20 protein-coding genes are annotated in these 25,306 nt (G+C 67.2%); 6 read left to right on the top strand and 14 right to left on the bottom strand.

Annotation, left to right across the window (positions count from 1 at the left end):
* The first annotated feature begins 45 nt into the window (after positions 1–45).
* Genes cyoA through AC07NY_RS01720 form a run of 5 tightly spaced genes read left to right on the top strand, consistent with a single transcriptional unit; the run spans position 46 to position 4,889 of the window.
* Positions 46–1,128: a ubiquinol oxidase subunit II gene (gene cyoA, locus AC07NY_RS01700; RefSeq protein ID WP_492285726.1), complete on the top strand. Its 1,083-nt coding sequence runs from the start codon at positions 46–48 to the stop codon at positions 1,126–1,128.
* 11 nt (positions 1,129–1,139) lie between these two features.
* Positions 1,140–3,137: a cytochrome o ubiquinol oxidase subunit I gene (gene cyoB, locus AC07NY_RS01705; protein WP_494581327.1), complete on the top strand. Its 1,998-nt coding sequence runs from the start codon at positions 1,140–1,142 to the stop codon at positions 3,135–3,137.
* A gap of 9 nt (positions 3,138–3,146) precedes the next feature.
* Positions 3,147–3,779 carry a cytochrome o ubiquinol oxidase subunit III gene (gene cyoC, locus AC07NY_RS01710; RefSeq protein ID WP_494581328.1) on the top strand — a complete coding sequence of 211 codons (633 nt, stop codon included), beginning with the start codon at positions 3,147–3,149 and terminating at the stop codon, positions 3,777–3,779.
* Positions 3,776–4,147, top strand: coding sequence for a cytochrome o ubiquinol oxidase subunit IV (gene cyoD / locus AC07NY_RS01715; RefSeq protein ID WP_494581330.1), 372 nt, complete (start codon positions 3,776–3,778; stop codon positions 4,145–4,147). The genes cyoC and cyoD overlap by 4 nt, the downstream gene beginning before the upstream one ends.
* 16 nt (positions 4,148–4,163) lie before the next feature.
* Complete coding sequence (locus tag AC07NY_RS01720) at positions 4,164–4,889, top strand: SURF1 family protein (RefSeq protein WP_494583648.1); 726 nt, start codon at positions 4,164–4,166, stop codon at positions 4,887–4,889.
* Positions 4,890–4,995: 106 nt separating this feature from the next.
* Here AC07NY_RS01720 and AC07NY_RS01725 read toward each other — a convergent pair whose 3' ends face one another.
* From AC07NY_RS01725 to AC07NY_RS01740, 4 genes are all read right to left on the bottom strand, one after another.
* Positions 4,996–5,994 (bottom strand): extracellular solute-binding protein, encoded by a 999-nt coding sequence (locus tag AC07NY_RS01725; RefSeq protein WP_494581331.1) that lies wholly within the window; start codon positions 5,992–5,994, stop codon positions 4,996–4,998.
* Between the two features lie 80 nt (positions 5,995–6,074).
* The gene (locus tag AC07NY_RS01730) at positions 6,075–7,715 is read right to left on the bottom strand and encodes an ABC transporter permease (RefSeq protein WP_494581333.1); all 1,641 of its coding nucleotides are present in this window, start codon (positions 7,713–7,715) and stop codon (positions 6,075–6,077) included.
* Positions 7,712–8,770, bottom strand: coding sequence for an ABC transporter ATP-binding protein (locus tag AC07NY_RS01735; protein ID WP_494581334.1), 1,059 nt, complete (start codon positions 8,768–8,770; stop codon positions 7,712–7,714). Before AC07NY_RS01735 ends, AC07NY_RS01730 begins: the two co-directional genes overlap by 4 nt.
* A 68-nt stretch (positions 8,771–8,838) precedes the next feature.
* Entirely contained in the window at positions 8,839–9,633 is a 795-nt protein-coding gene (locus tag AC07NY_RS01740; RefSeq protein ID WP_494581336.1) for an inositol monophosphatase family protein, read from the bottom strand.
* A gap of 140 nt (positions 9,634–9,773) precedes the next feature.
* On the opposite strand from AC07NY_RS01740, the gene AC07NY_RS01745 reads away from it, so the two are divergent.
* A complete protein-coding gene (locus AC07NY_RS01745) occupies positions 9,774–10,550 on the top strand; it encodes a DeoR/GlpR family DNA-binding transcription regulator (RefSeq protein WP_494581337.1) in 777 nt (258 codons plus the stop codon).
* A 50-nt stretch (positions 10,551–10,600) separates the two neighbouring features.
* On the opposite strand, the gene AC07NY_RS01750 is transcribed toward AC07NY_RS01745, so the two are convergent.
* The 10 genes from AC07NY_RS01750 to AC07NY_RS01795 all read right to left on the bottom strand — a co-directional run bounded on the left by AC07NY_RS01750 (position 10,601) and on the right by AC07NY_RS01795 (position 25,266).
* Positions 10,601–11,602, bottom strand: coding sequence for a 4-hydroxyproline epimerase (locus tag AC07NY_RS01750; RefSeq protein ID WP_494581338.1), 1,002 nt, complete (start codon positions 11,600–11,602; stop codon positions 10,601–10,603).
* A gap of 12 nt (positions 11,603–11,614) precedes the next feature.
* Positions 11,615–12,856 (bottom strand): NAD(P)/FAD-dependent oxidoreductase, encoded by a 1,242-nt coding sequence (locus tag AC07NY_RS01755; protein WP_494581340.1) that lies wholly within the window; start codon positions 12,854–12,856, stop codon positions 11,615–11,617.
* Positions 12,857–12,980: 124 nt separating this feature from the next.
* Positions 12,981–13,940: a dihydrodipicolinate synthase family protein gene (locus AC07NY_RS01760; protein WP_494581342.1), complete on the bottom strand. Its 960-nt coding sequence runs from the start codon at positions 13,938–13,940 to the stop codon at positions 12,981–12,983.
* Between the two features lie 116 nt (positions 13,941–14,056).
* Entirely contained in the window at positions 14,057–14,767 is a 711-nt protein-coding gene (locus tag AC07NY_RS01765) for a GntR family transcriptional regulator (protein ID WP_494581344.1), read from the bottom strand.
* A 117-nt stretch (positions 14,768–14,884) separates the two neighbouring features.
* Positions 14,885–17,032: a tetratricopeptide repeat protein gene (locus AC07NY_RS01770; RefSeq protein ID WP_494581345.1), complete on the bottom strand. Its 2,148-nt coding sequence runs from the start codon at positions 17,030–17,032 to the stop codon at positions 14,885–14,887.
* Positions 17,023–18,042, bottom strand: a complete 1,020-nt coding sequence (locus AC07NY_RS01775; protein ID WP_494581347.1) for a family 8 glycosyl hydrolase — start codon at positions 18,040–18,042, stop codon at positions 17,023–17,025. Before AC07NY_RS01775 ends, AC07NY_RS01770 begins: the two co-directional genes overlap by 10 nt.
* Positions 18,039–20,492 carry a cellulose biosynthesis cyclic di-GMP-binding regulatory protein BcsB gene (locus tag AC07NY_RS01780; protein WP_494581349.1) on the bottom strand — a complete coding sequence of 818 codons (2,454 nt, stop codon included), beginning with the start codon at positions 20,490–20,492 and terminating at the stop codon, positions 18,039–18,041. Before AC07NY_RS01780 ends, AC07NY_RS01775 begins: the two co-directional genes overlap by 4 nt.
* Positions 20,489–22,672 (bottom strand): UDP-forming cellulose synthase catalytic subunit, encoded by a 2,184-nt coding sequence (bcsA, locus tag AC07NY_RS01785; protein WP_494581350.1) that lies wholly within the window; start codon positions 22,670–22,672, stop codon positions 20,489–20,491. Before bcsA ends, AC07NY_RS01780 begins: the two co-directional genes overlap by 4 nt.
* 25 nt (positions 22,673–22,697) lie before the next feature.
* On the bottom strand, positions 22,698–23,432 hold the full coding sequence (bcsN, locus tag AC07NY_RS01790) for a cellulose biosynthesis protein BcsN (RefSeq protein WP_494581352.1): 735 nt from the start codon (positions 23,430–23,432) through the stop codon (positions 22,698–22,700).
* 658 nt (positions 23,433–24,090) lie between these two features.
* Positions 24,091–25,266 (bottom strand): OmpA family protein, encoded by a 1,176-nt coding sequence (locus AC07NY_RS01795; RefSeq protein ID WP_494581353.1) that lies wholly within the window; start codon positions 25,264–25,266, stop codon positions 24,091–24,093.
* Between the last annotated feature and the right edge of the window lie 40 nt (positions 25,267–25,306).

Raw genomic sequence — 25,306 nt, forward strand, 5'->3', positions numbered from 1 at the left:
GGGAATAGAGAACGGCGGTCCCGGATCAGGGAGGTCTCGAGTCTCTTGAGAATCTTTCGAACTCTATCGATTTTGCCGTTGTTCGCGCTGCTCGGCGGCTGCCAGATGGTCCTGCTCGGCCCATCCGGCGATGTTGCGTTGCAGCAGCGAAACCTCCTGCTCGCCTCGACGGCGCTGATGCTGCTGGTCATCGTGCCGGTGATGGCGCTGACGATCTTTTTCGCCTGGCGCTACCGCGCCTCGGCCAAGGCGAGCTACGACCCGGACTGGAACCACTCGCTGCCGCTGGAGGTGGTGATCTGGTCGGTGCCGCTGCTGATCATCGTCATCCTGGGCGCCATGACCTGGATGGGCACGCATCTGCTCGATCCCTATCGCCCGCTCAACCGGATCAGCGCCAGCAAGCCGGTGGTCGAGGCCAAGGCCGGCGGCAACGGGGTCAAGAAGGAACCACTCGTCATCCAGGTCGTCGCGCTCGACTGGAAATGGCTGTTCCTCTACCCGGCGCAGGGCATCGCCTCGCTCAACGAGGTGGTGGCGCCGGTCGACCAGCCGATCGAGTTCCGCATCACCTCGTCCTCGGTGATGAACTCGCTCTTCATTCCCGCGCTTGCCGGCCAGATCTACGCGATGCCGGGCATGCAGACCAAGCTCAACGCCGTGATCAACCATGCCGGCGAGTTCGAGGGCTTCTCGGCCAATTACAGCGGCGCCGGCTTCTCCGACATGCGCTTCCGCTTCCGCGGCGTCGACGACAAGGGCTTCGGCGACTGGGTGCAGGGCGCGATCCGCAACGGCAGCACGCTCGGGCGCGAGGAATATCTCGTGCTGGAGCGCCCGAGCGAGCGCGAGGCTGTGCGCTATTTCCGCGACATCCCGTCCGATCTGTTCAGCGCCGTCCTCAACATGTGCGTCGACCGGGCCAAGATGTGCACGCGCGACATGATGGCGCTGGACGCCAAGGGCGGCGGCGGCAAGGAGGGCATCCATATCGTCGCGCAGCTCGAATACGACAAGAGCGTGCGCCGGGGCGGGCAGCCGATGCCGCCGCGCCCGTTCGTGACGGCGATCTGCACGCCGACCGATGTCTACGGCACCGCGGGCGTCACCGCCCGCGCCGCCAACTAGGCGAGTGAGCGATGACCTACCCCGACTGGTGGAAGCTGATCTTCGGCCGCTTCACCCTTGAAGCGATCCCCTATCACGAGCCGATCCTGATCGGGACCTTCGCCGTGGTGGCGCTCGGCGGGCTTGCCCTCGTCGCGCTGGTCACCCGCTACAAGCTCTGGGGCTATCTCTGGCACGAGTGGTTCACCAGCGTGGACCACAAGAAGATCGGGATCATGTACATGATCCTCGGCGTGATCATGCTGCTGCGCGGCTTCGCCGACGCGCTGATGATGCGCGGCCAGCAGGCGATCGCCTTTGCCGGCAATGAGGGCTACCTGCCGCCGCACCATTACGACCAGATCTTCACGGCGCATGGCGTGATCATGATCTTCTTCGTGGCGATGCCCTTCGTCACCGGCCTGATGAACTATGTCGTGCCGCTGCAGATCGGCGCGCGCGACGTCGCCTTCCCGTTCCTCAACAATTTCTCGTTCTGGATGACGGTCGGCGGCGCCGTGCTGGTGATGATGTCGCTCTTCGTCGGCGAATTCGCCAAGGTCGGCTGGCTCGCCTATCCGCCGCTCTCGGGGGCCGCCTACTCGCCCGGGGTGGGCATGGACTACTACCTATGGGCCCTGCAGATCGCGGGCGTGGGCACGACCCTGTCCGGCGTCAACCTGATCGCGACCATCGTGAAGATGCGCGCGCCCGGCATGGACATGATGAAGATGCCGGTCTTCACCTGGACGTCGCTGTGCACCAACGTGCTGATCGTCGCGACCTTCCCGATCCTGGCGGCCACGCTCGCGCTGCTCACGCTCGACCGCTATGTCGGCACGAATTTCTTCACGAACGATCTCGGCGGCAACCCGATGATGTACGTGAACCTGATCTGGATCTGGGGCCACCCGGAGGTCTACATCCTGATCCTGCCGATCTTCGGCGTCTATTCCGAGGTGGCCTCGACCTTCTGCGGCAAGCGCCTCTTCGGCTATGCCTCGATGGTCTATGCGACGGTGGTCATCACCATCCTGTCCTATCTCGTCTGGCTGCACCATTTCTTCACGATGGGCTCGGGCGCCAGCGTGAACTCCTTCTTCGGCATCACGACGATGATCATCTCGATCCCGACGGGCGCGAAGATCTTCAACTGGCTGTTCACGATGTATCGCGGCCGCATCCGCTTCGAATTGCCGATGCTGTGGCTGCTCGCCTTCATGATCACCTTCGTGATCGGCGGCATGACCGGCGTAATGCTGGCGGTGCCGCCGGCCGATTTCATCCTGCATAACAGCCTGTTCCTGATCGCCCATTTCCACAACGTCATCATCGGCGGCGTGGTCTTCGGCGTCTTCGCCGGCATCGCCTACTGGTTCCCCAAGGCCTTCGGCTTCAAGCTCGACAAGTTCTGGGGGCTGCTGTCGTTCTGGTTCTGGGTGATCGGCTTCTACGTCGCCTTCATGCCGCTCTATATTCTCGGCCTGATGGGCGTGACGCGGCGCCTCAGCCGCTTCGAGGACCCCTCGCTGCAGATCTGGTTCGTGATCGCGGCCTTCGGCGCCGTGCTGATCGCGCTCGGCATCCTCTGCTTCATCATCCAGATCGCGGTCAGCATCATCAGGCGCGAGCCATTGCGCGACACGACCGGCGACCCATGGGACGGGCGCACGCTGGAATGGTCGACCTCCTCGCCGCCGCCGGCCTATAATTTCGCGTTCACGCCGATCGTGCATGACCTCGATGCCTGGGCCGACATGAAGAAGCGCGGCTACCGGCGCCCGCTCGGCGGCTTCAGGCCGATCCACATGCCGCGGAACACCGGCGCTGGCGTGATCATCGCCGGGCTCGCCACGATCTGCGGCTTCGCGCTGATCTGGTACATCTGGTGGCTGGCGGCGCTGACCTTCGTTGGCGTGGTCGCGACCGCGATCGCGCATAGCTTCAACTACGACCGCGACTTCCACATTCCCGCTGACGCGGTCGTGCGGGAAGAGGAAGCGCGCAGCCGGCAGCTCGGACGGGCCTGAGGGGCGATGATGGCCAAGGCGAAAGCACAGGCACAGGCCGCGAGCGTTCCGGCATTCTATGTGACCGAAGACGAGCACGCCCATTCAGGCGGCTCGACCATGCTGGGCTTCTGGCTCTACCTGATGAGCGACTGCCTGATCTTCGCAGTCCTCTTCGCGACCTATGGCGTGCTCGGGCGCAATTATGCGGCCGGGCCATCGGGCGCCGACCTGTTCGATCTCAGGCTGGTCGCGGTCAACACGGCGATGCTGCTGTTCTCTTCGATCACCTATGGCTTTGCCATGCTGGCCATGGACAAGGGCAAGCAGGCGCTGATGCAGCGCTGGCTCCTCATCACCGGGCTGTTCGGCCTCGCCTTCCTGGCGATCGAGCTCTACGAGTTCGCGCATCTCATCCGCGAGGGTGCGACGCCGATGCGCAGCGCCTTCCTGTCCTCCTTCTTCACGCTGGTGGGCACGCATGGCCTGCACGTCACCTTCGGCCTGATCTGGCTGACGGTGCTGATGGTGCAGGTCTCGAAGCGCGGGCTGATCGAGGCCAACCGGCGGCGCCTGCTCTGCCTCTCGATGTTCTGGCACTTCCTCGACGTCATCTGGATCGGCGTCTTCACCTTCGTCTACCTGATGGGCGTGCTGAAATGAGCGGTTCCCACGACCAAGCCGAACAGCATGGCGCCCATGGCGATGACCATGCCCCGCATGGCAGCCTGCGCGGCTATGTCACCGGCTTCCTGCTCTCGGTCGTCCTGACCGCGATCCCGTTCTGGCTCGTCATGAACGACGTGCTGGGCAATGCGACGCTGACGGCGATCGTGATCATGGCCTTCGCCGCCGTGCAGATCGTCGTGCACATGGTCTATTTCCTGCACATGAACGGCCGCTCCGAGGGCGGCTGGAACATGATGGGCCTGATCTTCACCATCGTCATCGTGGTGATCGTGCTCGCCGGTTCGCTATGGGTGATGTACCACCTCAACACCAACATGATGCCGGACATGCACAAGATGTGAGACCGGATCGGTGCCGATGGATGCGGGCGGGCGAACGCGTCGCGGCTTTGCCCGGTTTGCCTTCGCGGCGGCGCTCGGCCTGTTCACGCTGGCTTTCGCCGGGCTCGGCATCTGGCAGCTTGAGCGCCGGAGCTGGAAGCTCGACCTGATCGCCCGCGTCGAGGCGCGGATTCATGCTGCCCCCGTCGCGGCGCCGGGGTCGGCGGAGTGGTCGAGGATCAGCGCAGCCACCGACGAATACCGCCGCGTCTTGCTGCAAGGCCGCTATCTCGATGTACCGGAGACGCTGACCATGGCGGTGACCGAGCGCGGGCCCGGCTTCTGGGTTCTGGCGCCGTTCCGCAGCGATGACGGCTTCACCGTGCTGGTCAACCGTGGCTTCGTGCCGGAGGACCGGCGCAATGCGAGCGAGCGGCGAGCGGCAGACACGAAGGTGGTCGGCCTGCTGCGCTTGAGCGAGCCCGGCGGCGGCTTCCTGCGCAGCAACGATCCCTCTGCCGGACGTTGGTATTCGCGCGATGTCGCCGCGATCGCCTCTGCGCGCGGGCTAGGCGTGGTCGCGCCCTTTTTCGTCGATGCCGATACAGCTTCCGAACCCGGCCCGCTGCCGCAGGGCGGCATGACTCAGGTCAGCTTCCGCAACACGCACCTGATCTATGCGCTGACCTGGTTCTGCCTCGCGCTGATGAGCGCGGGCGCCGCGGTCTTCCTGATCCGGCGTGGAGGGGACGAAGCGCCGTGAAGCGGCTTCAACCGGGCCGCTTCCTCAAACGAAATCAGGCGCCCGGAGGCGCCTGAGAGCTGTTGCGATACCGCCCCGTTCCGGACCTGCCGAAGCGGCGGCCCGCTTACTTCGTGGCGGTGCCGTAGGACTGCCAACGCTTGAGGAACTCGTCGCGCTTGGCGGCGGCCTCGTCCTCGTCGATGGCGAAGATCTTGACGCTTTCCATGGCGGGCAATTCGACATGCTTGGAGACGTCGATGTCGCTGCGGCTCGGGCGGCGGAAGGCGTTCTCCAGCAGGGCGATCTGCGCTTCCTTCGACAGCATCAGGTCATAGGCCGCCTTGGCGGCGGCGCCGGCCGGCGCGCCCTTGACCAGCACCTGGAACTCCGGCGTCGAGAAGGTGCCCTCGGCCGGGTAGAGCAGCGAGATCTCGCGCTGGCCGCCGGCGACATAGGCATAGGCGTTCGACTCGAAGGTCAGGCCCATGGCGAATTCGCCCTGGCCGACGGCGCGCAGCACCGTCGAGGCGGCGCTGGAGACGGTCAGGTTCGCGGCGAGCGCCTTCAGGCCGTCCGGGCCCATCAGCTTGTCGACGCCCCAGAGGATGGTGAAGGCGGTCGAGCTGTTGGCGGGGTCGGCGATGATGATCTTGCCCTTGAAGGCGGGGTCGATCAGGTCCTTCCAGGTCTTCGGCGCCGGCTTCCCGCCGAGCTGGTTCTTGTTGATCATCGCCACGACGAGATGGACGTTCGAGGCGGTCCAGAGGTTCTCCGGGTGGCGCAGCGCGGCCGGAATGGCGGACGCGGCCGGGGAGGCATAGGATTCGAAGAGTTGCTTGAAGGCGCCCAGCGTATTGGCGCTGGAGCTCCAGAAGATGTCGGCCTGGGGCTTGGCGGCCTCGGCCTCGATGCGGCGCAGCAGCTGGCCCGAGCCGCCGGTGATCGTGCTGATCTTCAGGTTGGGCTGCTTCTCCTTGGCGACGCCGAGCACGGCGTCGACGGATTGCGCGTTGTTGGAGGTGTAGAGCACGACGGTGCCCGAGGCGCTCTGGGCGAATGCAGGCGCGGCGGCCATGCCGGCGAGGCCGGCGAGCACGGTGCGGCGGTCGATCAGGTGGGTCATGGTCGTTCCTTTCATTCCGCCTTCCCCTCTGAGCGCGGGCGGCAGGCGGCGCCGGCCCGGCCTTGTCTGGTTCGGTTCGTTCAGCTCTTCGACGAGAACAGGTCGATCTTGAAGACGCGGGTCGCAACGATGATCGGGATCAGGATCACCGCGACCAGCACGAGGCCATAGGCCGAGGCCGGGGCCATCAGGTTGGAGTCGATCAGCTTGTAGATCTGGATCGGCATGGTCTCGCGCCCGCCGGAATAGACGATGATCGAGGCCGAGAGCTCGGCGACGGTGGTCGTCCAGGTCAGGACCGCGGCAGCAGCGACGGCCGGCAGCATCAATGGCAGCACGACCTTGAAGAAGGTCGAGACCGGCGGCACGCCGAGGCTGATCGAGGCCTCCTCGATCGAGTTCGGGATGTTGTAGAGCGTCGAGGAGGAGTTGCGGATGCCGAAGGGCAGGCGGCGCACGACATAGGCGAGCACGATGATGCTGGCCGTGCCGGTGAGCGGCAGGAAGCCGGTGTTGAAGGACATGATCAGGCCGATGCCGATGATCGTGCCCGACAGCGCCAGCGGCAGCGCCGTCAGGTAGTCGAGCGCGGGCGTCAGGATGTTGCGCTTCTTGACGATGAGGTAGCTGACGATTGCCGAGAATGTGATGCCGATCGCGGTCGCGGCGGCTGAATAGAGCAGGGTGTTGATCACCGGATCGGGCGCGATCCTGACGAGGCGCTCGACATGGGCCGTGGTCCACTCGCCCCAGCGCATGACCGGGCCGCGCGAGACGGTGAAGGCGCCGACGACGATCGAGCCCAGCGGCAGCAGCGAGACGATGACGAGGAGCCCGGCGGCAAGCCCGATGAAGAGGCCCGGCAGGCCACGCAGCTTCTCGGCGCGGGCGCCGCGGCCTTGCGTGACCTCGTGGCGGCCGCGCGAGACGATCCAGCGCTGGACGAAGAGCACGATCATCACGAGCGCGATCGAGACGGTGGCGAGCGTCGACTGCATCACCGGGTCGGAGCCGCCCTCGGCGACGGCGGCCTGATAGGTCAGGACCGAGAGCAGCGGCACGCGGCTGCCGAGGATGGTGGCGGTCGCGAAATTGCCGACGACCAGCGTGAAGACCAGCAGCGCGCTTGCGAGAACCGAGGGCAGCACCACCGGCAGCATGACATTGAGGCGCGAGCGGGCGGGCGAGGTGCCGAGGCTCTGGGCGGCTTCCTCAAGCTGCACGTCGAAGCCGCGGATGGCGGCGAGCGTGCCGATATAGGTGTAGGTGTAATAGGTGAAGGTCATCACCGTGATCAGGCCGGGCCAGCCGTAGAAGCTCGGCATGTCGATGCCGTGGCCGCCGAGCCAGCGCGTGATGAAGCCGTTATTGCCGAGCATCATCAGCCAGGTCTGGGCGGCGATGACCTCGGGGATGACCAGCGTGACCAGCGGCAGCACCGCGACGATGCCCTTGCCGGGAAAGTCGAAGCGCGCCGTGAAATAGGCGAGCGGCACGCCGATCAGCGTCGTGGTCAACGTCACCGCGATGCCGAGCACGATGGTGTTAAGGATGGCGGCGAAATATTTGGGGTCGCCGGCCAAGGTCACCCAGCCGTTGCGGCCGCCGCTGCCGATCGAGCCGGTCAGGACGTTGAGCAAGGGATAGAGCAGGAAGACGGCCAGGATCGCCAGCGCCAGCGCGGAGAACCAGAACCAGATCGAGCTGAACTGGCGGGTCATGACGCGAGCACCAGCGTGCGGGCGGGGTCGAAGCCGAGGCCGACGCTGGCGCCGGGCTCGAAGCGGTCATGCGCGCCGCTCTGCAGGTCGACCGCGAGCACGCGGCCGCTGTCGAGCGCGACCTTGTAGCTGGTCTTGCCGCCGAGATACTGGCGATGCGCGATCTTGCCCGGCAGCGTGCCGGCCGTGCCGGGCTCGGCCAGCAGGATGTCCTCGGGGCGGGCGACCAGCGTCGCCTTGCCGGCTACGAGGGCGGCCGGGGCGCGGGCCGTGATGGCGGCGCCGTCGAGCGCGATGGTCGCGGTCTCGCCAGCCTGGCGCGCGGCGGTCTCGACCGCGACGATATTGGCGCCGCCGACGAAATCCGCGACATAGCCGGTGCGCGGCTCGCGGTAGATCTGGGCGGGGGTGCCGACCTGCTCGAGCCGGCCCTGGTTCATCACGCCGATCCGGTCGGACATGGCGAGTGCCTCCTCCCGGTCATGGGTGACGAAGACCGTGGTGATCTTCGCCTCGCGCTGGAGCTCGACGATCGTCTCGCGCACCTGGAGGCGCAGCTTGGCGTCGAGATTGGAAAGCGGCTCGTCCATCAGCAGCACCTTCGGCTGGATGACGAGAGCGCGGGCGAGCGCGACGCGCTGGCGCTGGCCGCCGGAGAGCGCGGCCGGATGGCGGCTACCCAGATGGCCGAGGCCGACACGCTCCAGCGCCGCCTGGACCTTGGGTTTGATCGCGCTTTCCGCCAGCTTGCGGGCGCGCAGGCCGTAGGCGACGTTGTCGAACACGGTCTTGTCCGGGAAGAGCGCGTAATCCTGGAAGCACATGCCGATATCGCGCTTGTGCGGCGGCAGATGCGTCACCTCCGTGCCGCCGAAGCGCATATGGCCGCGCTCGGCCGGGACGAAGCCGGCGATGGTGCGCAGGAGCGTGGTCTTGCCGCAGCCGGACGGGCCGAGCAGCGTGAAGAACGTGCCCGGCTCGATCGTCAGCGCGAGCCCGTCGATGACGCGCTGGCCGCCATAGGCGACGGCCAGATCCTCGATCGCGATACCCATGGCGTTCCCCTCCAAAAGAAAGCTCCGGCGGATCGGCGCCGTCTCGGAGCGAATGTTCTGTAGTCGGCTTAGCGCTTCATCGCGGTCTCGACGAGTCCCAGCATCTCGCGATGGCGGGCCGGATCGCCGGCCGCCATGATGCGCTTGCCCGTCTGGTGGTCGATCGGCCGTCCGTCCCAATCGGTGATGACGCCGCCGGCACCTTCGATGATCGGGCGGAAGGGCGCGAAATCCCAGAGCTTCAGCCGCGTGTCGAAGGCGGCATCTGTGCGCCCCGAGGCCAGCAGGCCGAAGCTCATGCAGGCGCCGCCCCAGATGCGCCAGGCGGTCGCCGCGCGCATGGCGTTGAGGGCCGGGGTCTCTTCCGCGTCGAAGAAGTCGGGATTGCTGGCGGACAGGATGGCCTCGCCGAGCGCGCCGCAGGCGCGGGTGCGGCAGGGGCGGCCGTTATGCGTGGTGGGGCTGCCCTTGACGCCGATCCAGCGATCGCCGGTGATCGGATGGTCGATGATCCCCAGGATCGGTTCACCCTCTCGCATCAGCGCGATCAGCGAGCCGTAGACCGGCAGGCCGGCGATGAAGGCGGCGGTGCCGTCGATCGGATCGAGCACCCAGACCAGGTCGGCATCGCCATCGGTGGGGGCCTCCTCCTCGCCGATGATGCCGTGGCTCGGAAAACGGTCGGCCAGCATCTCGCGCATGCGCCGTTCGATGCGGGCGTCGAGTGCGGTGACGAAGCTGCGATCGGGCTTGACCTCGACATCGGGGCGCACGGTCGCTGCCTCGCGCAGGATCGCGCCACTTTCGGTCGCGAGTTGGAGGGCGAAAGCCAGCCACTCGTCCTGATTGTTCCCGGCGCGCATTCGTGATCCCCGATCGCTCTGGAGATGGCTTAGCATTTGTGGATATCTGTGGCAATGTGTATTTATGTGTATTTCATGAGGGCTCTGGTTGTGCGCCGCTGCGAGCGATGCCATGAGCGTTGCGGAGGAGGCGATTGCACATGTGGCAAGGCGATCGAAAGCAGCGCATCGGCACGCTTCTCGAGACGTTCGGTAGCGTTTCGGTCGAGCGGCTGGCCCAGGAATTCGATGTCTCGAACGAGTCGATCCGCCGCGATCTCGTTGCCATGGAGCGGGACGGCCGGTTGCGGCGCATCCACGGTGGTGCGGTCAGCCTTCCCGCAGAGCAGGATGCGTCCTACGGCGCCCGTTCCACGGTACGGCTGCAGGAAAAGCGTGCCATCGCACTGGCTGCGCTGGCTCTGATCAAAAGCGGCCAGACGCTGTTCCTCGACGGTGGGACCACGACGGCGGCACTGGCGGAGGAGCTGAAGAGCGTTCCCGAGCTCAACATCCTGACGAACTCGCTGCAGGTCGCAACCAGCATGGCCTCGACCCAGCAGAGGATGGGCAGCCGCGTCTTCCTGCTCGGTGGCGCCATCGTGCATGAGCCGCCGGAGACCGGCGGCGCGTCCACGATCAACGACATCTACCGCTTCAAGGCCGATGTGGCGCTGCTGTCGCCCTTTGGCGTCGATGTGGATGGCGCAGCGACCAATTTCTTCGAGCACACCGCCGAGATCGCCCGGGCCATGGTCGCCAATTCGGCCAGCGTCGTCCTGATTGCCGACCATTCCAAGATCGGCGTCACGAGCCGCGTTCGCTTCTGCGAGCTCGACCGGGTTTCCGCCATCGTGACCGACAGGAAGGCGAGGCGATTGCCGGCTCTGGCCGCGCTGTCGAACGTCGTCGGGCGCGTCATCGTCGCCGAGGCCTAAGGCATCGAACAGAAAGCACTCTGTGAAGTGAAGCGAGCTGCTGAGCCCCCTTACGTCACGACGAAGCCGTGGGCGAAGGGGTCGCGATCGTCGATGAAGATCGTGTTGTAGCCGGTCATCCGGGCCCAGCCGGCGATGGAAGGGATGATCGCGGGCCGGTTGGCGACGGTCACGGCAGCCTCGACGCGACCCTTGAACAGCGAGCCGATGATCGATTCATGCACGAACTCGTCGCCGACCGCGAGCTTCCCCTTGGCGGCGAGCTGGGCCATGCGGGCCGAGGTGCCGGTGCCACAGGGCGAGCGGTCGATCGCCTTGTCGCCGTAGAACACGGCATTGCGGGCATGGGCCTCGGGCTTTGTCGCCTTGCCGGTCCACTGGATGTGGCTGAGGCCCTGGATCTCGGGGTGCTCGGGATGGACGAACTCGTATTTCTTGTTCAGCGCGGCGCGCAGCTTCGGCGACCAGCCGATCAGCTCGCCGGCGGTATGGTCGGCCATGTCGCGGAAGTTCTTCTGCGGCTCGACGATGGCGTAGAAATTGCCGCCATAGGCGACATCGACGACGATCTCGCCGAGGCCCTCGACCTCGGCCGTCAGGCCCTCGGCATAGAGGAAGCCCGGGACATTGGTCAGGCGGACCTCCTCGACGAAGCGGCCTTCCTGGCGGTAGCTGATATCGACCTTGCCGGCGGGTGCGTCGATCGAGAGCTTGCCCGGTTCGCGCGGGGTGATCAGCCCATTCTCGATGCCCATGGTGATGGTGCCGATGGTGCCGTGGCCGCACATCGGCAGGCAGCCGGAGGTCTCGATGAACAGCACGGCGACATCGCAATCGGGGCGGGTCGGCGGATAGAGGATCGAGCCCGACATCATGTCGTGGCCGCGCGGCTCGAACATCAGGCCGGTGCGGATCCAGTCGAACTCGCGCAGGAAATGCGCGCGCTTCTCCAGCATGGTGTTGCCTTCGAGCCGCGGGCCGCCGCCGGAGACGAGGCGCACCGGATTGCCGCAAGTGTGACCGTCGATGCAGGAGAAGGTGTGGCTGGCCATGGCCTTCGTCTCTCAGAAGCGCTGCGGTGAGAAGGAAGCGATATCGATAACTGGGGGCCGATCCGTCAAGAGATCGGCGACGAGCCGGGCGGTGCCGGCCGATTGCGTCAGGCCGAGATGGCCATGACCGAAGGCGTAGACCACGCGCGGCGTGGCGCGAGCGCGGCCGATCGCCGGCAGGCTGTCCGGCAGCGAGGGGCGGAAGCCCATCCATTGCACGCCGTCATCGGGCCTAAGGCCGGGCAGGAAGGCGCGGGCCTTGGCCAGCATCGCCTCCGAGCGGCGGAAATTCGGGGGCAGGTCGAGCCCGCCGAGCTCGACGGCGCCGCCGACGCGGATGCCGATCGAGAGCCGGCTGACGACGAAGCCGTGGCCGCCGAAGGTGACCTGCGTGCGCAGGTCGAAGGCATCGGGCGGCAGCGTGGTGTTGTAGCCGCGCTCGGTCTCGAGCGGGATGCGCTCGCCGAGGCTGTGGGCGATGCGATGGGAGAAGGCACCGGCGGCAAGGACGACCTGCGCGGCCTGGCGCGAGCGGCCGCCTCGGACATGGACCGCTATGCCGTCGCCGAGCGGCTGCAGGCTTTCGACCTCAAGCCGCTCGATAATGCCGCCGCGGGCGCGGAAATGCTCGGCCAGCGCCAGCGTATAGCCCTGCGGGTCGGCGATCGAATACCAGCCGGGGGTGAAGGTGCCGTGGGTGAAGCGCGGGGCGAGGCCGGGCTGGATCGCGGCCATGCCGTCGGCGTCGAGATGCCGGAAGGCGATGCCGTGTTCCTCGCGTGCCTGCCAGCCGGGCAGGGAAGCCTCAAGCTCGGCCTTGCTCTCGTAGACCTGGAGATTGCCGTCCTTGCGCAGCATCCCGAAGGTGCCGGTTTCCTGCAGGAAGGGTTCGAGCTCTGCCTTGGACAGGTCCATCAGGGCGGTCTGCGCCGCCGTGGAATGCGCGACGCGGGCAGGCGAGCAGGCGCGCCAGAAACGGAACATCCAGGGCGCGATCCGGAGCGCATAGGCCGGCGGCACCGAAAGCGGCCCGAGCGGGTCGAGCAGCCATTTCGGCGCCTTGCGCAAGATGCCGGGCGAGGCCAGCGGCAGGATGTCGGTAAAGGCGAAGGCACCGGCATTGCCGGCGGAGGCGCCCGCGGCCGGCCCGGTCTTGTCCAGTACGGTGACCGCAAGGCCGCGCCCCTGCGCCGCGATCGCGGCGGAGAGGCCGACCACGCCGGCGCCTATGACGATGACATCGGGCTTGGCCATCTGCGGATGCGTTTCACGAATGCGGGCTGAAATGTCGTCCGCGGCCGGCGAGCCGCCCGGACACGCCCGGCATGGAGCTTTTCGACGCGCGGCGGAAGGTCTTCCGCCGCGCAGGGTTGCAGGATCAGGCCGCGTATTTCCGCACGGCGTCCTGCTTCGACCAGTCGGCATACCAGGCGTCGAACAGCTTGAGCTGGGCTTCGCAATAGCCGCGCTGGCTGTCGCTCAACGCATCGGTCTCGTTGAAGTGCAGCGTGTATTCCGCGTCGCCCTTCATCACCATCATGTGCTTGAAGAACAGGACGAGGTCCGGGCCCGCATCGAAGGAGGAGAGCACGCCAAGCGCCTGCTCCAGTTCCTGTGCGCGGCGGCGGGCCTCGGCGTCGCCGGCAGCGGCGGCGACCGAGAGCTTGCAGAGATGGAGCACTTCCTTCGGCAGGACATTGCCGATGCCGGTGATCGCGCCGGTCGCGCCGCAATTGACGTAGCCATGGACGACGGTGGTGTCGATGCCGATCATCAGCGAGACGTCGTCGTCGCGGCTGGTGATGTTCTCGGCCGCATAGCGCATGTCGTCGGCACCGCCGAATTCCTTGAAGCCGACGAGGTTCGGATGGTCGGCGCGCAGCGCGAAGAACAGGTCGGCGCGGGTGGCGAAGCCGTAATAGGGGCTGTTGTAGATCACGGCCGGCAGGCCCGGCGCAGCGGTCAGGATCGCCTTGAAATGAGCCTTCTGGGCGGCGATGACCGAGCCGCGCGAGAGGACGCGCGGGATCACCATCAGGCCCTGGGCGCCGACCTTCTGGGCGTGGGCGGCATGGGCGACGGCGGAAGCGGTGTTGACCGCACCGGTGCCGACGATGACCGGGATGCCGGCCTTCACCAGGCGCTCGACGCCTTCCATCCGCTGGGCATCGGTCAGGAGCGGCCAGTCACCCATCGAGCCGCAATACACGACGGCGGACATGCCGGCGGCGATCAGCTCCTTGCCCTTGCGCACCAGCGCGTCGAAATCGGGCGTACGGTCCGCCTTGCACGGGGTCATCAGCGCGGGGATCACGCCGGAGAAAATCTGGGCCTTCATCTCGGTCTCCTTTTGGCTGTCGTTCCTGCGGAGACCCCGTCGCGACGCGACGCGCTCCTCCCGAGCGCTTTATAGCGATTTGCATATTCTTTGTCGACAAGAATTACGCAAAAAGCTCAGAGCGTAACGTCGAGCCTGTCCTCTCCGATCATAAGCTTTTGAATCTGCTGAACGATCTGTTCGGCATGAGCCTTGCCCAGGCGATCGGCCAACGCCATGTCGCGCGCCACTATCGCGGCGATCATGGCCTCGTGCTCGTCGACGAACTGCTGCGGCAAGCGGTCGTCATAGGACTGGTAGTAGAGCCGCAGGAAGCGGCGGCCCTCGTCGAGAAGGCGGCTGAACAAGCTGTTGAAATAGGGGTTGCGGCCGGCTTCGGCGATGGCGGCATGGAAGGCGGCGTTGGTGGCGATCATCGCCAGGGCATCCTGCGCCTTCACTGCGGCGGCGAATTCCGCCTGCCGGGCCTGGATCGCTTCGAGGTCGGCCGGGCGGCGGTTCTGCGCGGCAAGCTGCGTCGTCACGCGGTACATCAGCGTCAGCGCGTCGAAGAAGGGCGACATGTTGAGGAAATCGAGATTCGCCACCATGGTCGAGCGGTTCGGCAGCGTGTCGATCAGCCCTTCGCCGGCCAAACGCACCAGCGCCTCGCGGATCGGCGTGCGCGACATGCTGAAGCGCTCGGCAAGCTGCACCTCGTCGATCGGGCTGCCGGGCGGCAGGACGAGATCGAGGATTTCATTGCGCAGCAGGTCATAGACGAATTTCACGCCCGAGCCGCGCTTGCGCTCCGGGGCGGGCGCGGCCTTGGTCTTGGTGGCTTTCATGGGGAATCCTCTTGTCGACAAGAGGAATACTGTTGACGCGGCCGCGGATCAATCTGGTGCCGGCGTTTCGCCCCGTCGCAACGGCCGTCATCACCCGGAAAGTGGCCGGTTCCCGCCTCAGTACCGGTTGAGGCGGGTGGCGTCGCGGATCGCCGTGATGCCCGACAGGGCCTCGGACGACCTGTTCACCTTGTACAGGGTCTCGAAGATGCGGCCGGCATCGTCGTAGCGCCCGAGATTGTAATAGGCCCAGCCGCGCATCAGCATCAGGTCGGTCGTCTCGGGCGCGTGCCGGCGCCGTTCCGACAGGGTGAGCAGCGCGCCGTTGAAATCCTTCGCGTCGTACTGGGCATAGAACCGTTCCGACAGGAGCAAGGTGGCAAGCTCCCGGCGGCGCGCGGGCGGCAGGTTGGTGGCGCCGGCCGCGGCCACAGCTTCGCTGGTCAGGCCCTGCTGGATCTTGGCATAGGTCAGGCCGGTGGCGGCATCGGCCGCAACCTCGGCATTGCCGCTGCGCTGCGCCGCCTCGAAGGCCTGAGCCGCGGCGACCGGACGCTTGAGATTGAGCAGGCACCAGCCGCGCTGCAAGGCGGCAGCGCCGGAGCTGCCGTTGCCGCAATTGCCGCTGACGGTGCGGGGGGCCGCTGCGCGCCCGGCGGTTGCCACCTCCTCGCGCTCGACCGGGCTTTCGCGGCGGGTGCGTGCCGTGGGAACTGGACGCTGTCCGATCGGCTCGGCGACCGTGTCCGGACGCGGGACTTCACGGATTTCCACGGGGCGCTCGGTGGTCGCGGCCGGGCGCGCACGGCGGGGATTGAGCACCTCCGCGATCCGCTGCGAGCGGCTGCCCCATTCGGCGACGAGCGCGCGAAGTCCTGCCTGATCACGCTGCCGTTCGCGGACCAGCGCCAGGCCATAGGCCGCCGGCTCATAATTGCGATCCCATGAGAGCGCGGTCTCGAACCAGGTTCCGGCCGGAGCGGTCTGCCCGGCATTATAGGCATACCAGCCGAGCGCGCCGGCGCCGGGCGCGTATTTGTCCTGCCCGACCGCTCGGGCGATGCGCTCGACCACCGTGCGGTCGAGACGCGGCGGCGGCTCCTGGGTCAGCAATGCGGTGATGACGTCGAGATAGGCCTTGCGATTGGCTGCGCCGGCTTCCAGCCATTGGGCGCCGAGCGTCTCGGCTTCCTGATATTTCTTGGTCGCGCCCAGCGCGAGAACGGCCCCCTCGGCCGCCTTGGCGCCGCCATTGCGCGTCAACGCCGTCTGGAACCAGGTCGCGGCCTTGGCCGGCTCGTCATGGTGGAGGGCGTAGAAGCCGAGCAGGATGGCGTCGTCGGGCGTGGTCGCGGCATTGGCGAGGGCCTCGATGCGCTGGATCTCGGCAGCGGTCGCCTTCTGGGTCGGGTCGTCGGCGGCCTTGCCGATATGGCGCCTGGCGATCTCGTCTCGGATGCTCGCGAACTCGTTCTGCCGCTCCTGGGCAAGAAGCGCGTCGACGAGAGCCTCGGGCAAAGTGGCGAGCGCCTTCTGCATCGTGCCGGCGCGCTCGGCCGGGTTGGTGCAGTTGGTCAGGACGTAAGCATAGGCGTCGCGGGCCCGCTCGGGCTTGCCGGTCTGGACGAAGGCCTCGGCGACGCGCCAGAGCGCATCGACGCTGGCGCAAGTCAGCAAGGCCGGCGTCTCGGTGCCCAGGCGGATGACCTGCTCCCATTGCCGGGCGTTCGATGCGTTGACGAGGCGCTGGCGCGCCTCGGCCGCGTCGAGCTGGGCGATGAGATCGGCGGGCGCGCGCCAGTTCGGATCGGCACTGCCACGCTGGGCGATGGCAGCGCGGACCTCACCGTGCTTGCCCTCGGCGAAGAGCCGCCACATCCGTTCGAGCTCGGGATCGCCGGCCTGCCCCTGGGAAGCGGGATCGGTCGATGGCTTCCATTCCGGATAGAGTGCCCTGAGCCGCGCGAGCTCGGCCTCGTAGCGGCGGGTATCGCCCTGCGCCGCAAAATAGCGCAAGGCGGTCTCATCGACCTTGGGCGCGGGCGAGGGGGGCGCTGCCGGGCGGTCCGGCGCCGCGGCTTGCGCGATTTCGTTCGCTGCCGGAGCGGGCGGGCTCTGCGGCGATTGCTGCGGAGCCTGTGCCTGCGCGGGCTGGATCATCGACTGTGCCGGGTCGCGCGAGGCGGTGTCATGGCCGTAGCGGCCGAGCGCGTAGAAGGCGAGGCCCGAGACGGCGACGGCGATGAGGACGGGTTTCACAGGCATTGCGGATACCTCTCGCTGAGCATCGAGAGGGCGAGGAGATGCAGCGTCGAAGGGTAATAGGCGGTGGGCTGGAATGTCCTGAGCTCGGCCGGAACCGGCGTGCCATCGAGCGCGCAGGCCATCGCGGCGGAGAGGATGCGGTAGCCCGCATCCGGCAGCGGCTCGACCGGCTTGCCGCTGACCACATCGACGACGGCCGTGCCATCGGCCCAGGCCTGGCGGAACGGCGCGAGGCGCGCCTTGTCGCCTAGCCCCGCGCGCAACAGGTAAAGCGGAATACGGATGGCGTTATAGCCGAACTGGGCCGGGAAACCTTCGGCCGGCTTGGGGACGGCCTTGATCGAGAGCCATTCCGGCGCCGGCATCTTCCGCTTGGCGAGCTCGTCGAGCAGTTTCAGTCCGCTGGCCTGCACCTGCATCCAGCGCTGGTCGCCGGTCAATTTGGCCAGCACCGGAAAGGCTTCGAACACCCAGTAGGACGGGTTGATCACCGGCCCGTCGGCCCGGTCCTTCTCCGAGAAACCCACCGCGCCGGGCATCAGCCAGGCCTGCCCGGCATGTTGCCTGAGCGCCACCTTGGTCAGCGCGTTGGCGATCTGGCGGGCGGCTGCGGTATGAGCCGGCATGTTCCAGCGCGCACCGGCGCAGGCCAGGGCCTGCGCGATCAGGAGATCGCCATCGCTGGCATTGTTGATGTCGGTGACATGGGGGCTCGCCTTCGGGTCCCAGCGCCAGGCCGCGAGGCCGTCGTCGCGGATCAGAAGCTCCGTGCGGGTGAAGGCGAAGATCTTGGCAAAGGTCGCGCGGTCGTCGGCGAGGCAGGCCAGCAGCAGGCCGTAGCCCTGGCTCTCGCTATGGCTGATGCCGCCATTCACATCGTCGACAACGCGCCCTTCCGTAGTGATGAACTTGTCCCGGTAGAGCGCCCAGGCATCGGCGGGCACAGCTGCATGGGCGCCTGAGGCGAAGCAGAAGAGGGCGGCGACCATCGCTGCGAAAACCCGTCTCATGATCGCCGTCCCAACCGCCCGAGCATCAGGGAGGTTCCGATGCCCAGCCCGATGCAGGCAAGCAGCAGCGCCAGCGCGTAAATGCCGATATTGCTCGACATCCAGTTGGCGAAGACCAGCCGCATGTTGGTGAGGCTGAACGGCCGGGTCATGACGAAGGAGGTCTTGTCGGCCGAGATGACATGCGCGTCCTGGGCGCCGCGGAATGCGGTGATCCGCCCGGCCATGCCGGCCCAGTTGCCGGGCGAGACGATGCGGCTGACGGCGCTCTGCAGGGTCTCGTCGCGACGCGCGATGAAGGCGGTCCAGACCTGCCGCGTCTCCGCGTCGGCGGCCTGGGCCGCGATGAGTTCGGTGCCCTCCGCTGGCTCGTAGAGCGTGGGTGCGCGGGACGGCGCGCGCAACTGCGCGAAGGAGAGGTCGAAGGTGCTCTGGAGCCACTGGTCGAAGCCGACGAAATAACGGGCCAGCGGGCCGCCGAGCGAACCGCGCCAGCGGTCGCGGACGGCTTCGGTGGTCGGTGCCGCGCCGCCGGAGGCCTCGGGCGTCGCCTCCCGGCCCTGGAGGCGGTTGATGACGGCGTCGAAGACGGCGGCGCCTTCGGCATCCGGCGTCACCACCACGGCATCGGCACGCTGCGGCCAGGTGGCGCGGACATTGTCGGCGATGCCGACGCGCGGCAGCAGTCCCGCGGGCATCTGGCCGGCGGTGCCGACGATCAGGGCCGGCCTGTCCCCGACCAGCGCGGGGTTGCTCACGACATCGACGGCGAGCGGCCGGCTGGCGTTGCGCGCGATGCGCGCGAGCAGCGTCGCCGCGGCGCTGAGATTGGCGGTGTCCTGCCGGCCCATGATCAGGGCGACGCGCGACGCGACCGAATAAGGGAAGCCGGTGCCGGCGATCGCCGCGAGGTTGGGGCTGACGCCGATCTTGGCGAAGTCGGGCATGGAGAGGACGGAGGTGTCGAACAGGGCGAAGCGGCTCTTGCCCGGCAGCGTCGCGCCGGGGCCGCAGGCGAGGTCCGACTTCGTCAGCGTCACCGCCTCGAACCAGATTTCGTTGATGCCAGGCTGGAAATGCCGCAGCGGGATGGTGATCGGGAATTGCTGGAAGAGCCCGCCCGTCGCCGCATTGAGCGGCACGGTCGCCGCGACATTGCCGTTGACGAAGATCTCGATATGGCTGTCGCCGGGCAGGACCTCCTGCGAATAGGCGCCGTCGAGATAGAGCGTCGCCTCGCCATAAGCGTTGGCATAGAAATCGCCGGGCATCGCGACGACCGCGCGCAGGCGCATGCGCCGGCCGGTCGATTCCTGCGTGGGGATGCCGAACTCGGAGAAGCGGATCGCCTGCCGGTCGGAAATGAAGGGCGCGTCCGGCAGGTGCCAGCTCGCGGTGTCCATGGTCTTGCGGTTGATATTGGCCGGCCGGGATACCGGCGCGGTCAGGAGCTTCGCGATCAGGGCTTCGAGATCGGGCCAGCCCTCGCCGGTGACGAGCAGGAGATCGGCGCTTTTCTGCGCGGGCACGAAGCCGAGGAAGCTGCGGCCGTTCGCTTCGGCGGGGAGCGTGCCGAGCAGCGTGCGCATCTCCTCGTTCGTGCCGAGCGCGACGGTGAGCGTGCCCGGCCTGATGCGCGCGGGCATTTGCTCGGCCACCGTCACCGCGACTTGTCCGTAGCGGCCGCGCAGCGCGAGCGCCTGGGCGGTGGCGAGGATGCTGCCGGCGGCAACCCCTCGCGAGGCCCCGGGCGCGACGATGACGATATTCGTCTGCCCGCCTTCATCGGCGCCGATGGCGGCGAGGTCGTCGATGCCGCGCAAGGCCGATGGCCGGGCGCTCGCATTCCTGAAGCTCAGGCGCGTGCCGGCACCGTCGATGCGGGTCCAGAGCTCATAGGTCGAGCCGACCGTGCAATCGGTGCGATGGCGCTGCACGGCCTCGAAGCCGATCGTGTTCTGGCCTGCCCGGAGCAAGCCCTTGCGCAGGGCGACCGAAGTCCGCTTCAGCCGGTCGGACGAGGCGATCGGCATTTCGCTGACGCGCTCGCCGTTGATCCGGACCGTGAGGCGCGAGGCTTCCGGCATGACCACGAGCGCGTTCTGGAAGGCGATATCGAGGTTCAGCTCGGCGGCGGCCTCGTCCTGCGTCAGGTAGAACGCCCAGTTGCGCATGTCGCTCTCGCCTTCGAGCGTGACACGCGCCGCCGGCAGGAGCGGCTTGAACAGGAGGGCCGGGGGCGGTGCTGCCGGGCTCTCCGTCGGCGCTGCGGCAGGCGCGGAGCTCGCAGGCGGAGGAGGGCTCGCCGGAGCCTGCGCGGGCGGCGCGATCATGAACGGCGCCGGCCCCGGCTGGGCGGGCGGGGCTTCCTGCGCCGGGAGCGGTGCGGCGGTCAGCAAGGCCGAGGTGGCGATTGCGGCCAGCTGCGTGGAAAATCGGAAGCGCGTCATTCCGCAGCTCCCGGACGGGTGGTCGAACGGGACAGGCGGTACAGGCCGAAGAAATAGGAAAGGCCGCGACTTGCCTGAAAGATGGCGAGGCGCATGAAGCGTAGCGTCCCCAGGATCACGCCGGGGTTGTGGCGCCGGGCCTTCTGGAAGCGGCTCCAGTTCTCGGCGTCCGAGAAGGCGAGGTCCGCGATGATGCGGCTATGCAAGGGCTCGGTCGGCTCATAGCTGCAGCCGAGCAGCAAGCCCTTGTCGTCCAGCTCGCGCCGCCGGACACGGACGGGCAGCGCGCCTGCGGGCATGTCGATCGTGGTCTCGAATGCAATCTCACCGGCGGTGTCGATCGGCAGCTTGTCGAACTCCTTCGACATCACCCGGACGGCGATGCCGTCGACGGAGACGTTTTCGGTGACGACCCGGGCCTTGCGTCCGTCGATGCTGATCTCGCCGCGGCGCTTCACCGCAAAGCGCCGTGCGCCGCGCCCTTCCGGGCGCTCGGAAACGACGCCGAGCGCGCAGCCCGCCATCAGCAGGTTGAGGATGTTCCACATGCCGACGACGAAGGTGATATCGGCGTTATAGGGCTCCGTGATGATGCGCCAGTAAGTCGCGACGAGGCCGAGCGTGAGCACGGCGAAGATGATGAAGAACGGCCGGCCGAGTTCGGAGACGCGCCTTGTCTCCAGCGACTCGTTCTTGGCGGTGACCTTGAAGGTCGGCTTGCTCGGGTTGAGCAAGACCGAGATCACCGCCGGCAGCAGGTAGACCGACTGGATGAACTCGTAGAGCTCCGAGATCCAGGGCCAGCGATAGCGCCCATAGAGGTAGTTCTGCATCATCAGGTTCACCACCATGTAGCTCAGCACATAGGCGATGAACTCGGGCCCGGAGGCGACGAAGATCTCCAGGCCGAAGAACAGGTAGAACAGCGGCGCGACGAGGAAGGTCAGCCGTGCGAAGGGGAAGAGCCAGAACAGCGCCGATGACGAGTAGCAGAGCCGCTGCGGCAGCGAGAGGCCGCGCTTGAACATCGGGCGGTGGAACATGAGGATTTGCATCATGCCCTGGGCCCAGCGCGAGCGCTGGCCGATGAAGCTGGTGAAGGTCGCAGGCTGGAGCCCGGCGATCAGCGGCTTGTCGACATAGACGCTGTGCCAGCCGGTGGCGTGCAGGGTGATCGCGGTTTCCGCGTCCTCGGTGATGCTGCGCCCGGAGAAGCCGTTGGTGGTCTCGAGCGCGGCCCGCCTGAGCACCGCGGCCGAGCCGCAGAAGAAGGAGGCGTCCCATTTGTCGAGGCCGCGCTGGATGATGCCATAGAACATCTCGTTCTCGGAGGGCATCGAGCGGAAGGTCTGGAGATTGCGCTCCAGCGGGTCCGGGTTGATGAAGAAATGCGGGGTCTGGACCAGGAAGAGCTTCGGGTCCTGCCCGAAATAGCCGATCGTCTCGGTCAGGAAGCTGCGCGCCGGGGCATGATCGGCGTCGAAGACGACGATCAGATCGCCCTTGGAATGCGCGATGCCGTTGTTGAGATTGCCGGCCTTGGCGCTGATATTGCGCTCGCGGGTGAGGTAGTTGACCCCGAGACCCTCGCAGAGCTTCTGCAGCGTCGCGCGGCGCTCGCGGGCGGCGCTGGCCGCGGCGAAATCGTCGGCATTGCACTTTTCGTCGGTGGCGCCGTCGTCGAGCAGGTAGATTTGCAGGCGGTCCGGCGGGTAGTCCATCGCCAGCGCCGCTGAGAGCGTCGTCGCCAGCAGCTCCGGCTCCTCGTTGTAGGAGGGCACGAAGACGTCGACCGTTGGCGCATTCGCCAGGTCGATCGGCGGCGTCTCGCGCTTGCGCAGCGGCATCGCCACCACGAAGAGGCTGAGGCCCAGCATTCCGATATTGTAGAGCTCGGCGAGATAGACGATCAGGCCCGGGATGAAATCCTCGAGCTGGTTGACCGGCGGCAGCGTGCTGGTCGTGCGCCAATAGACGTAACGCAGCACGATCGCCGTTCCCAGGCCGAGCGCGATCAGCCGCCAGACGCCGTAAGGCCGCAGGAACTTGAGCACGATCATCGCGCCGACCACGATCGTGCCGGCGATCAGATGCGCCTGCAGGCTGATCGGCAGGGTCACCAGCGCGATGACGACGATCGCGGTCAGGGCCCAGAAGATGACGTAGCTCGCGGTTCGCATCGGGCGTTCGGCTATCCGGTTCGGCTCAGGGCGCGGGTGGCGGCGGGACGGTGGGGTATCCTTCGAGGGGCCTGGCGGAGATCGGGGCAGGGGCCTCGACTTCCACCGGCGCGGGCCGTTGCCTGCGCTCCGACCGTGGCCTTGCGGCCTGCGGGCGCTGCGGGGGCTCGCCGAAGGAGGGCTGCGGCGCTTGCGGATAGATCGGCGCGCCGGCCTCGCCGAGTTCCGGGGAGGGGGCCGGGGCATCGCCGATCGGGTTCCAGCCGACGCGCTGCAACCGGGCATTGAGCGAATAATCATAAGCCAAGCGCAGGAGCGAGGCCTCGGTCGCGGCGGGATCGCAGATGCGCAGGCGCAGCGAGATCACGCCCGATCGCGGCCGGAACACGCTGTCTCCCCGTGCCAGCCGCTGCCAAGCGTAAAGGCAGGCTTCGCCGCCAGCACCGCGCCCGAAGGCATAGCCGAAGGGGCCGTATCTGTTCTGGACGAAGACGGCGGAAGGCGCCATGGCGACGCCGGGGAGGCGTTCTTCCATCTCCCTGGCGATGGCGAAGTCGTCGACGCCGGGTTCCCGCAGCAGGTTGCCTTCGACGCCGGCCTCTTCGGGAAGGTCGGCCGCGGTGAGGAAAGCGACGTGAAAGGCGTTCTCGCCGGGCGTCCGGCCGCGGGTCGCCAGGGAAATGGTCTGCGAGACGCCGTTCTCATAGGTTCGCTGGGTGACGCCGATCACCGGGACGCTGCCCGGCGGAGGCAGTGCCATCGCACGGCCGACATCGACGGAAACGGCGCGCGAGGCGGAGACGAGCTGGTCGCCGGAGAAGCGCTGTTCGCCGCAACCAGCGAGTAAAAGGGCAAGGCATGAGGCCGCAAGCCCGCTTGCCACAGGTCTGGAGACGCCACGGAACGCGCTGGGAGGCATCGAAGCGATGGTGTTCCAGGTCCTCATAGGCACGCGCGCCGATGTCGGTACAGCATCGTCATGTGTTGACCATTGGTTAATACAGGTTAACGCGCGGTTACGCTCGCCAGGGGCGCTGCGCTGCAGGCTTCGCGCGTGCGGCCGCCCCCAATACAAGTGATTCGCGAGGTTATTCCAACCTTTGGTTGGCTGAGTGTTGCGGTTCCGCTGCCGAGCCGAGCCGGCCGTGCCCTCGCAAGCACACGGGCAACCGACGGAAACGCTCCGTCGGAAGGACAAAAAAGACCGGGAGCTGCGCGATCGCGGAGGCTTGAGAGGCGCATGTCAGCCCGCAGGAGGCGATTGGCGACATGCCGCCCGTTCAAAAACAGCAGGGGACAAATTTGCCGGATTTCCGGGTGGGGCTTACCCGGCCTGGTCCTGCGTCAACCCACCTTGCGCAAGGCTCCTGTCCCGATGCGTTTCGTGCGAACCGGCGCCCGCTTCGCACGAAACCGCTCTAGCAGCCGATCACCTTGAACTCGACCCGGCGGTCGAGCGCGTCGCTGGCATCGTCCTTGCCGGTGCCGACGAGGTTCTCGCGGAAGCCGCGACCGGTCGCGATCATGCGGCCGCGATTATCCGGTGCGCCGGTGAGCAGCAGGTCCATGACGAACTGAGCCCGCAAGGCGGAGAGCCGGTCGTTCACCTGCGGCAGACCGGTCTGCGAGGTATGGCCGACGATTTCCAGGCAGGCGCCCTTCTGGCGGGCGCGGGTCGCGATCTGGCTCAGCCACATCGGGTAGGGTTCGGTGATTTGGCGGTCGTCGATGAACTGGGTGGTGCCGGGCTTGAACAGGAGCTTCACCATCAACCGGTCCGAGCCGAGGCCGTAATCGATCAGGTCGCCGAAGGCGTCGACCATGTCCTCGCGCCGCGCGAGCTTGCTGGCGGCGAGATAGGTTCCGATCCTGACGCGGTGCTGCTCGCCGCCGGGCAGCTTGCGGGCCGCCCGGTAGAAGGCAAGCGCCTCGCGGAAATGCTGCGTCTCGTAGGCGAGGATCCCGTCATTGATCAGCGCATTGGCGGTGAGCCGCTCGACATAGCCGGGATCGATGGCGTCACCGAGCTTCGTGCCCTGGCAGGTCTTGATATAGGCATCGGTCGCTTGGTCCTTGGCCCAGAGCGGCGAGTCCCGATAATACTGTGTCGGCGTCGCGTCGACGCCCTCCGGCCGGGCGCGCGAGACGCCCTTGGACACGACGCTGTTGGACTTGAGATCGGCCAGTGTCAGGCAGATCCGGTAGGCGTCGCGCGGCCCGTCGGCGGCGCCCTGGTTGTTCACGGCGGTGAAGGTGCCGACCAGCACCACCGGCTTGCTGGCGAGGGCCTCGCTGTCGAAGGGCAGGACGGTGAAGCGCGGGTAGTTCGCCTTGACCATCTCCATCAGCGTCGCCTGCATCGAACGCGTCGCGGCCGATTGCGCGCCCGAGGCCGCGTCGATCAGCGGGTCGATGACGAGATTGACCTTCTCGCCGGTCACTGCCGCCTTGCCGAACAGGTCGTCGGCCGCCTTGCGGAGCGCGTCGGCAAAGGGAACCGGCGTTGGCGGCGCAGGCTGGGCGCCGGCCGTGGTCATGCCCGCCAGCAGGGCGAGGCCGATCGCGACGGTCGTGAAGCGGACAAACCCCGTCATGGCTCACCTCTCCAGCTTCGGGCGGGCTTTCCGCCGCGGA

It is taken from the genome of Allobosea sp. GW821-FHT09G06 (genome assembly GCF_059416005.1).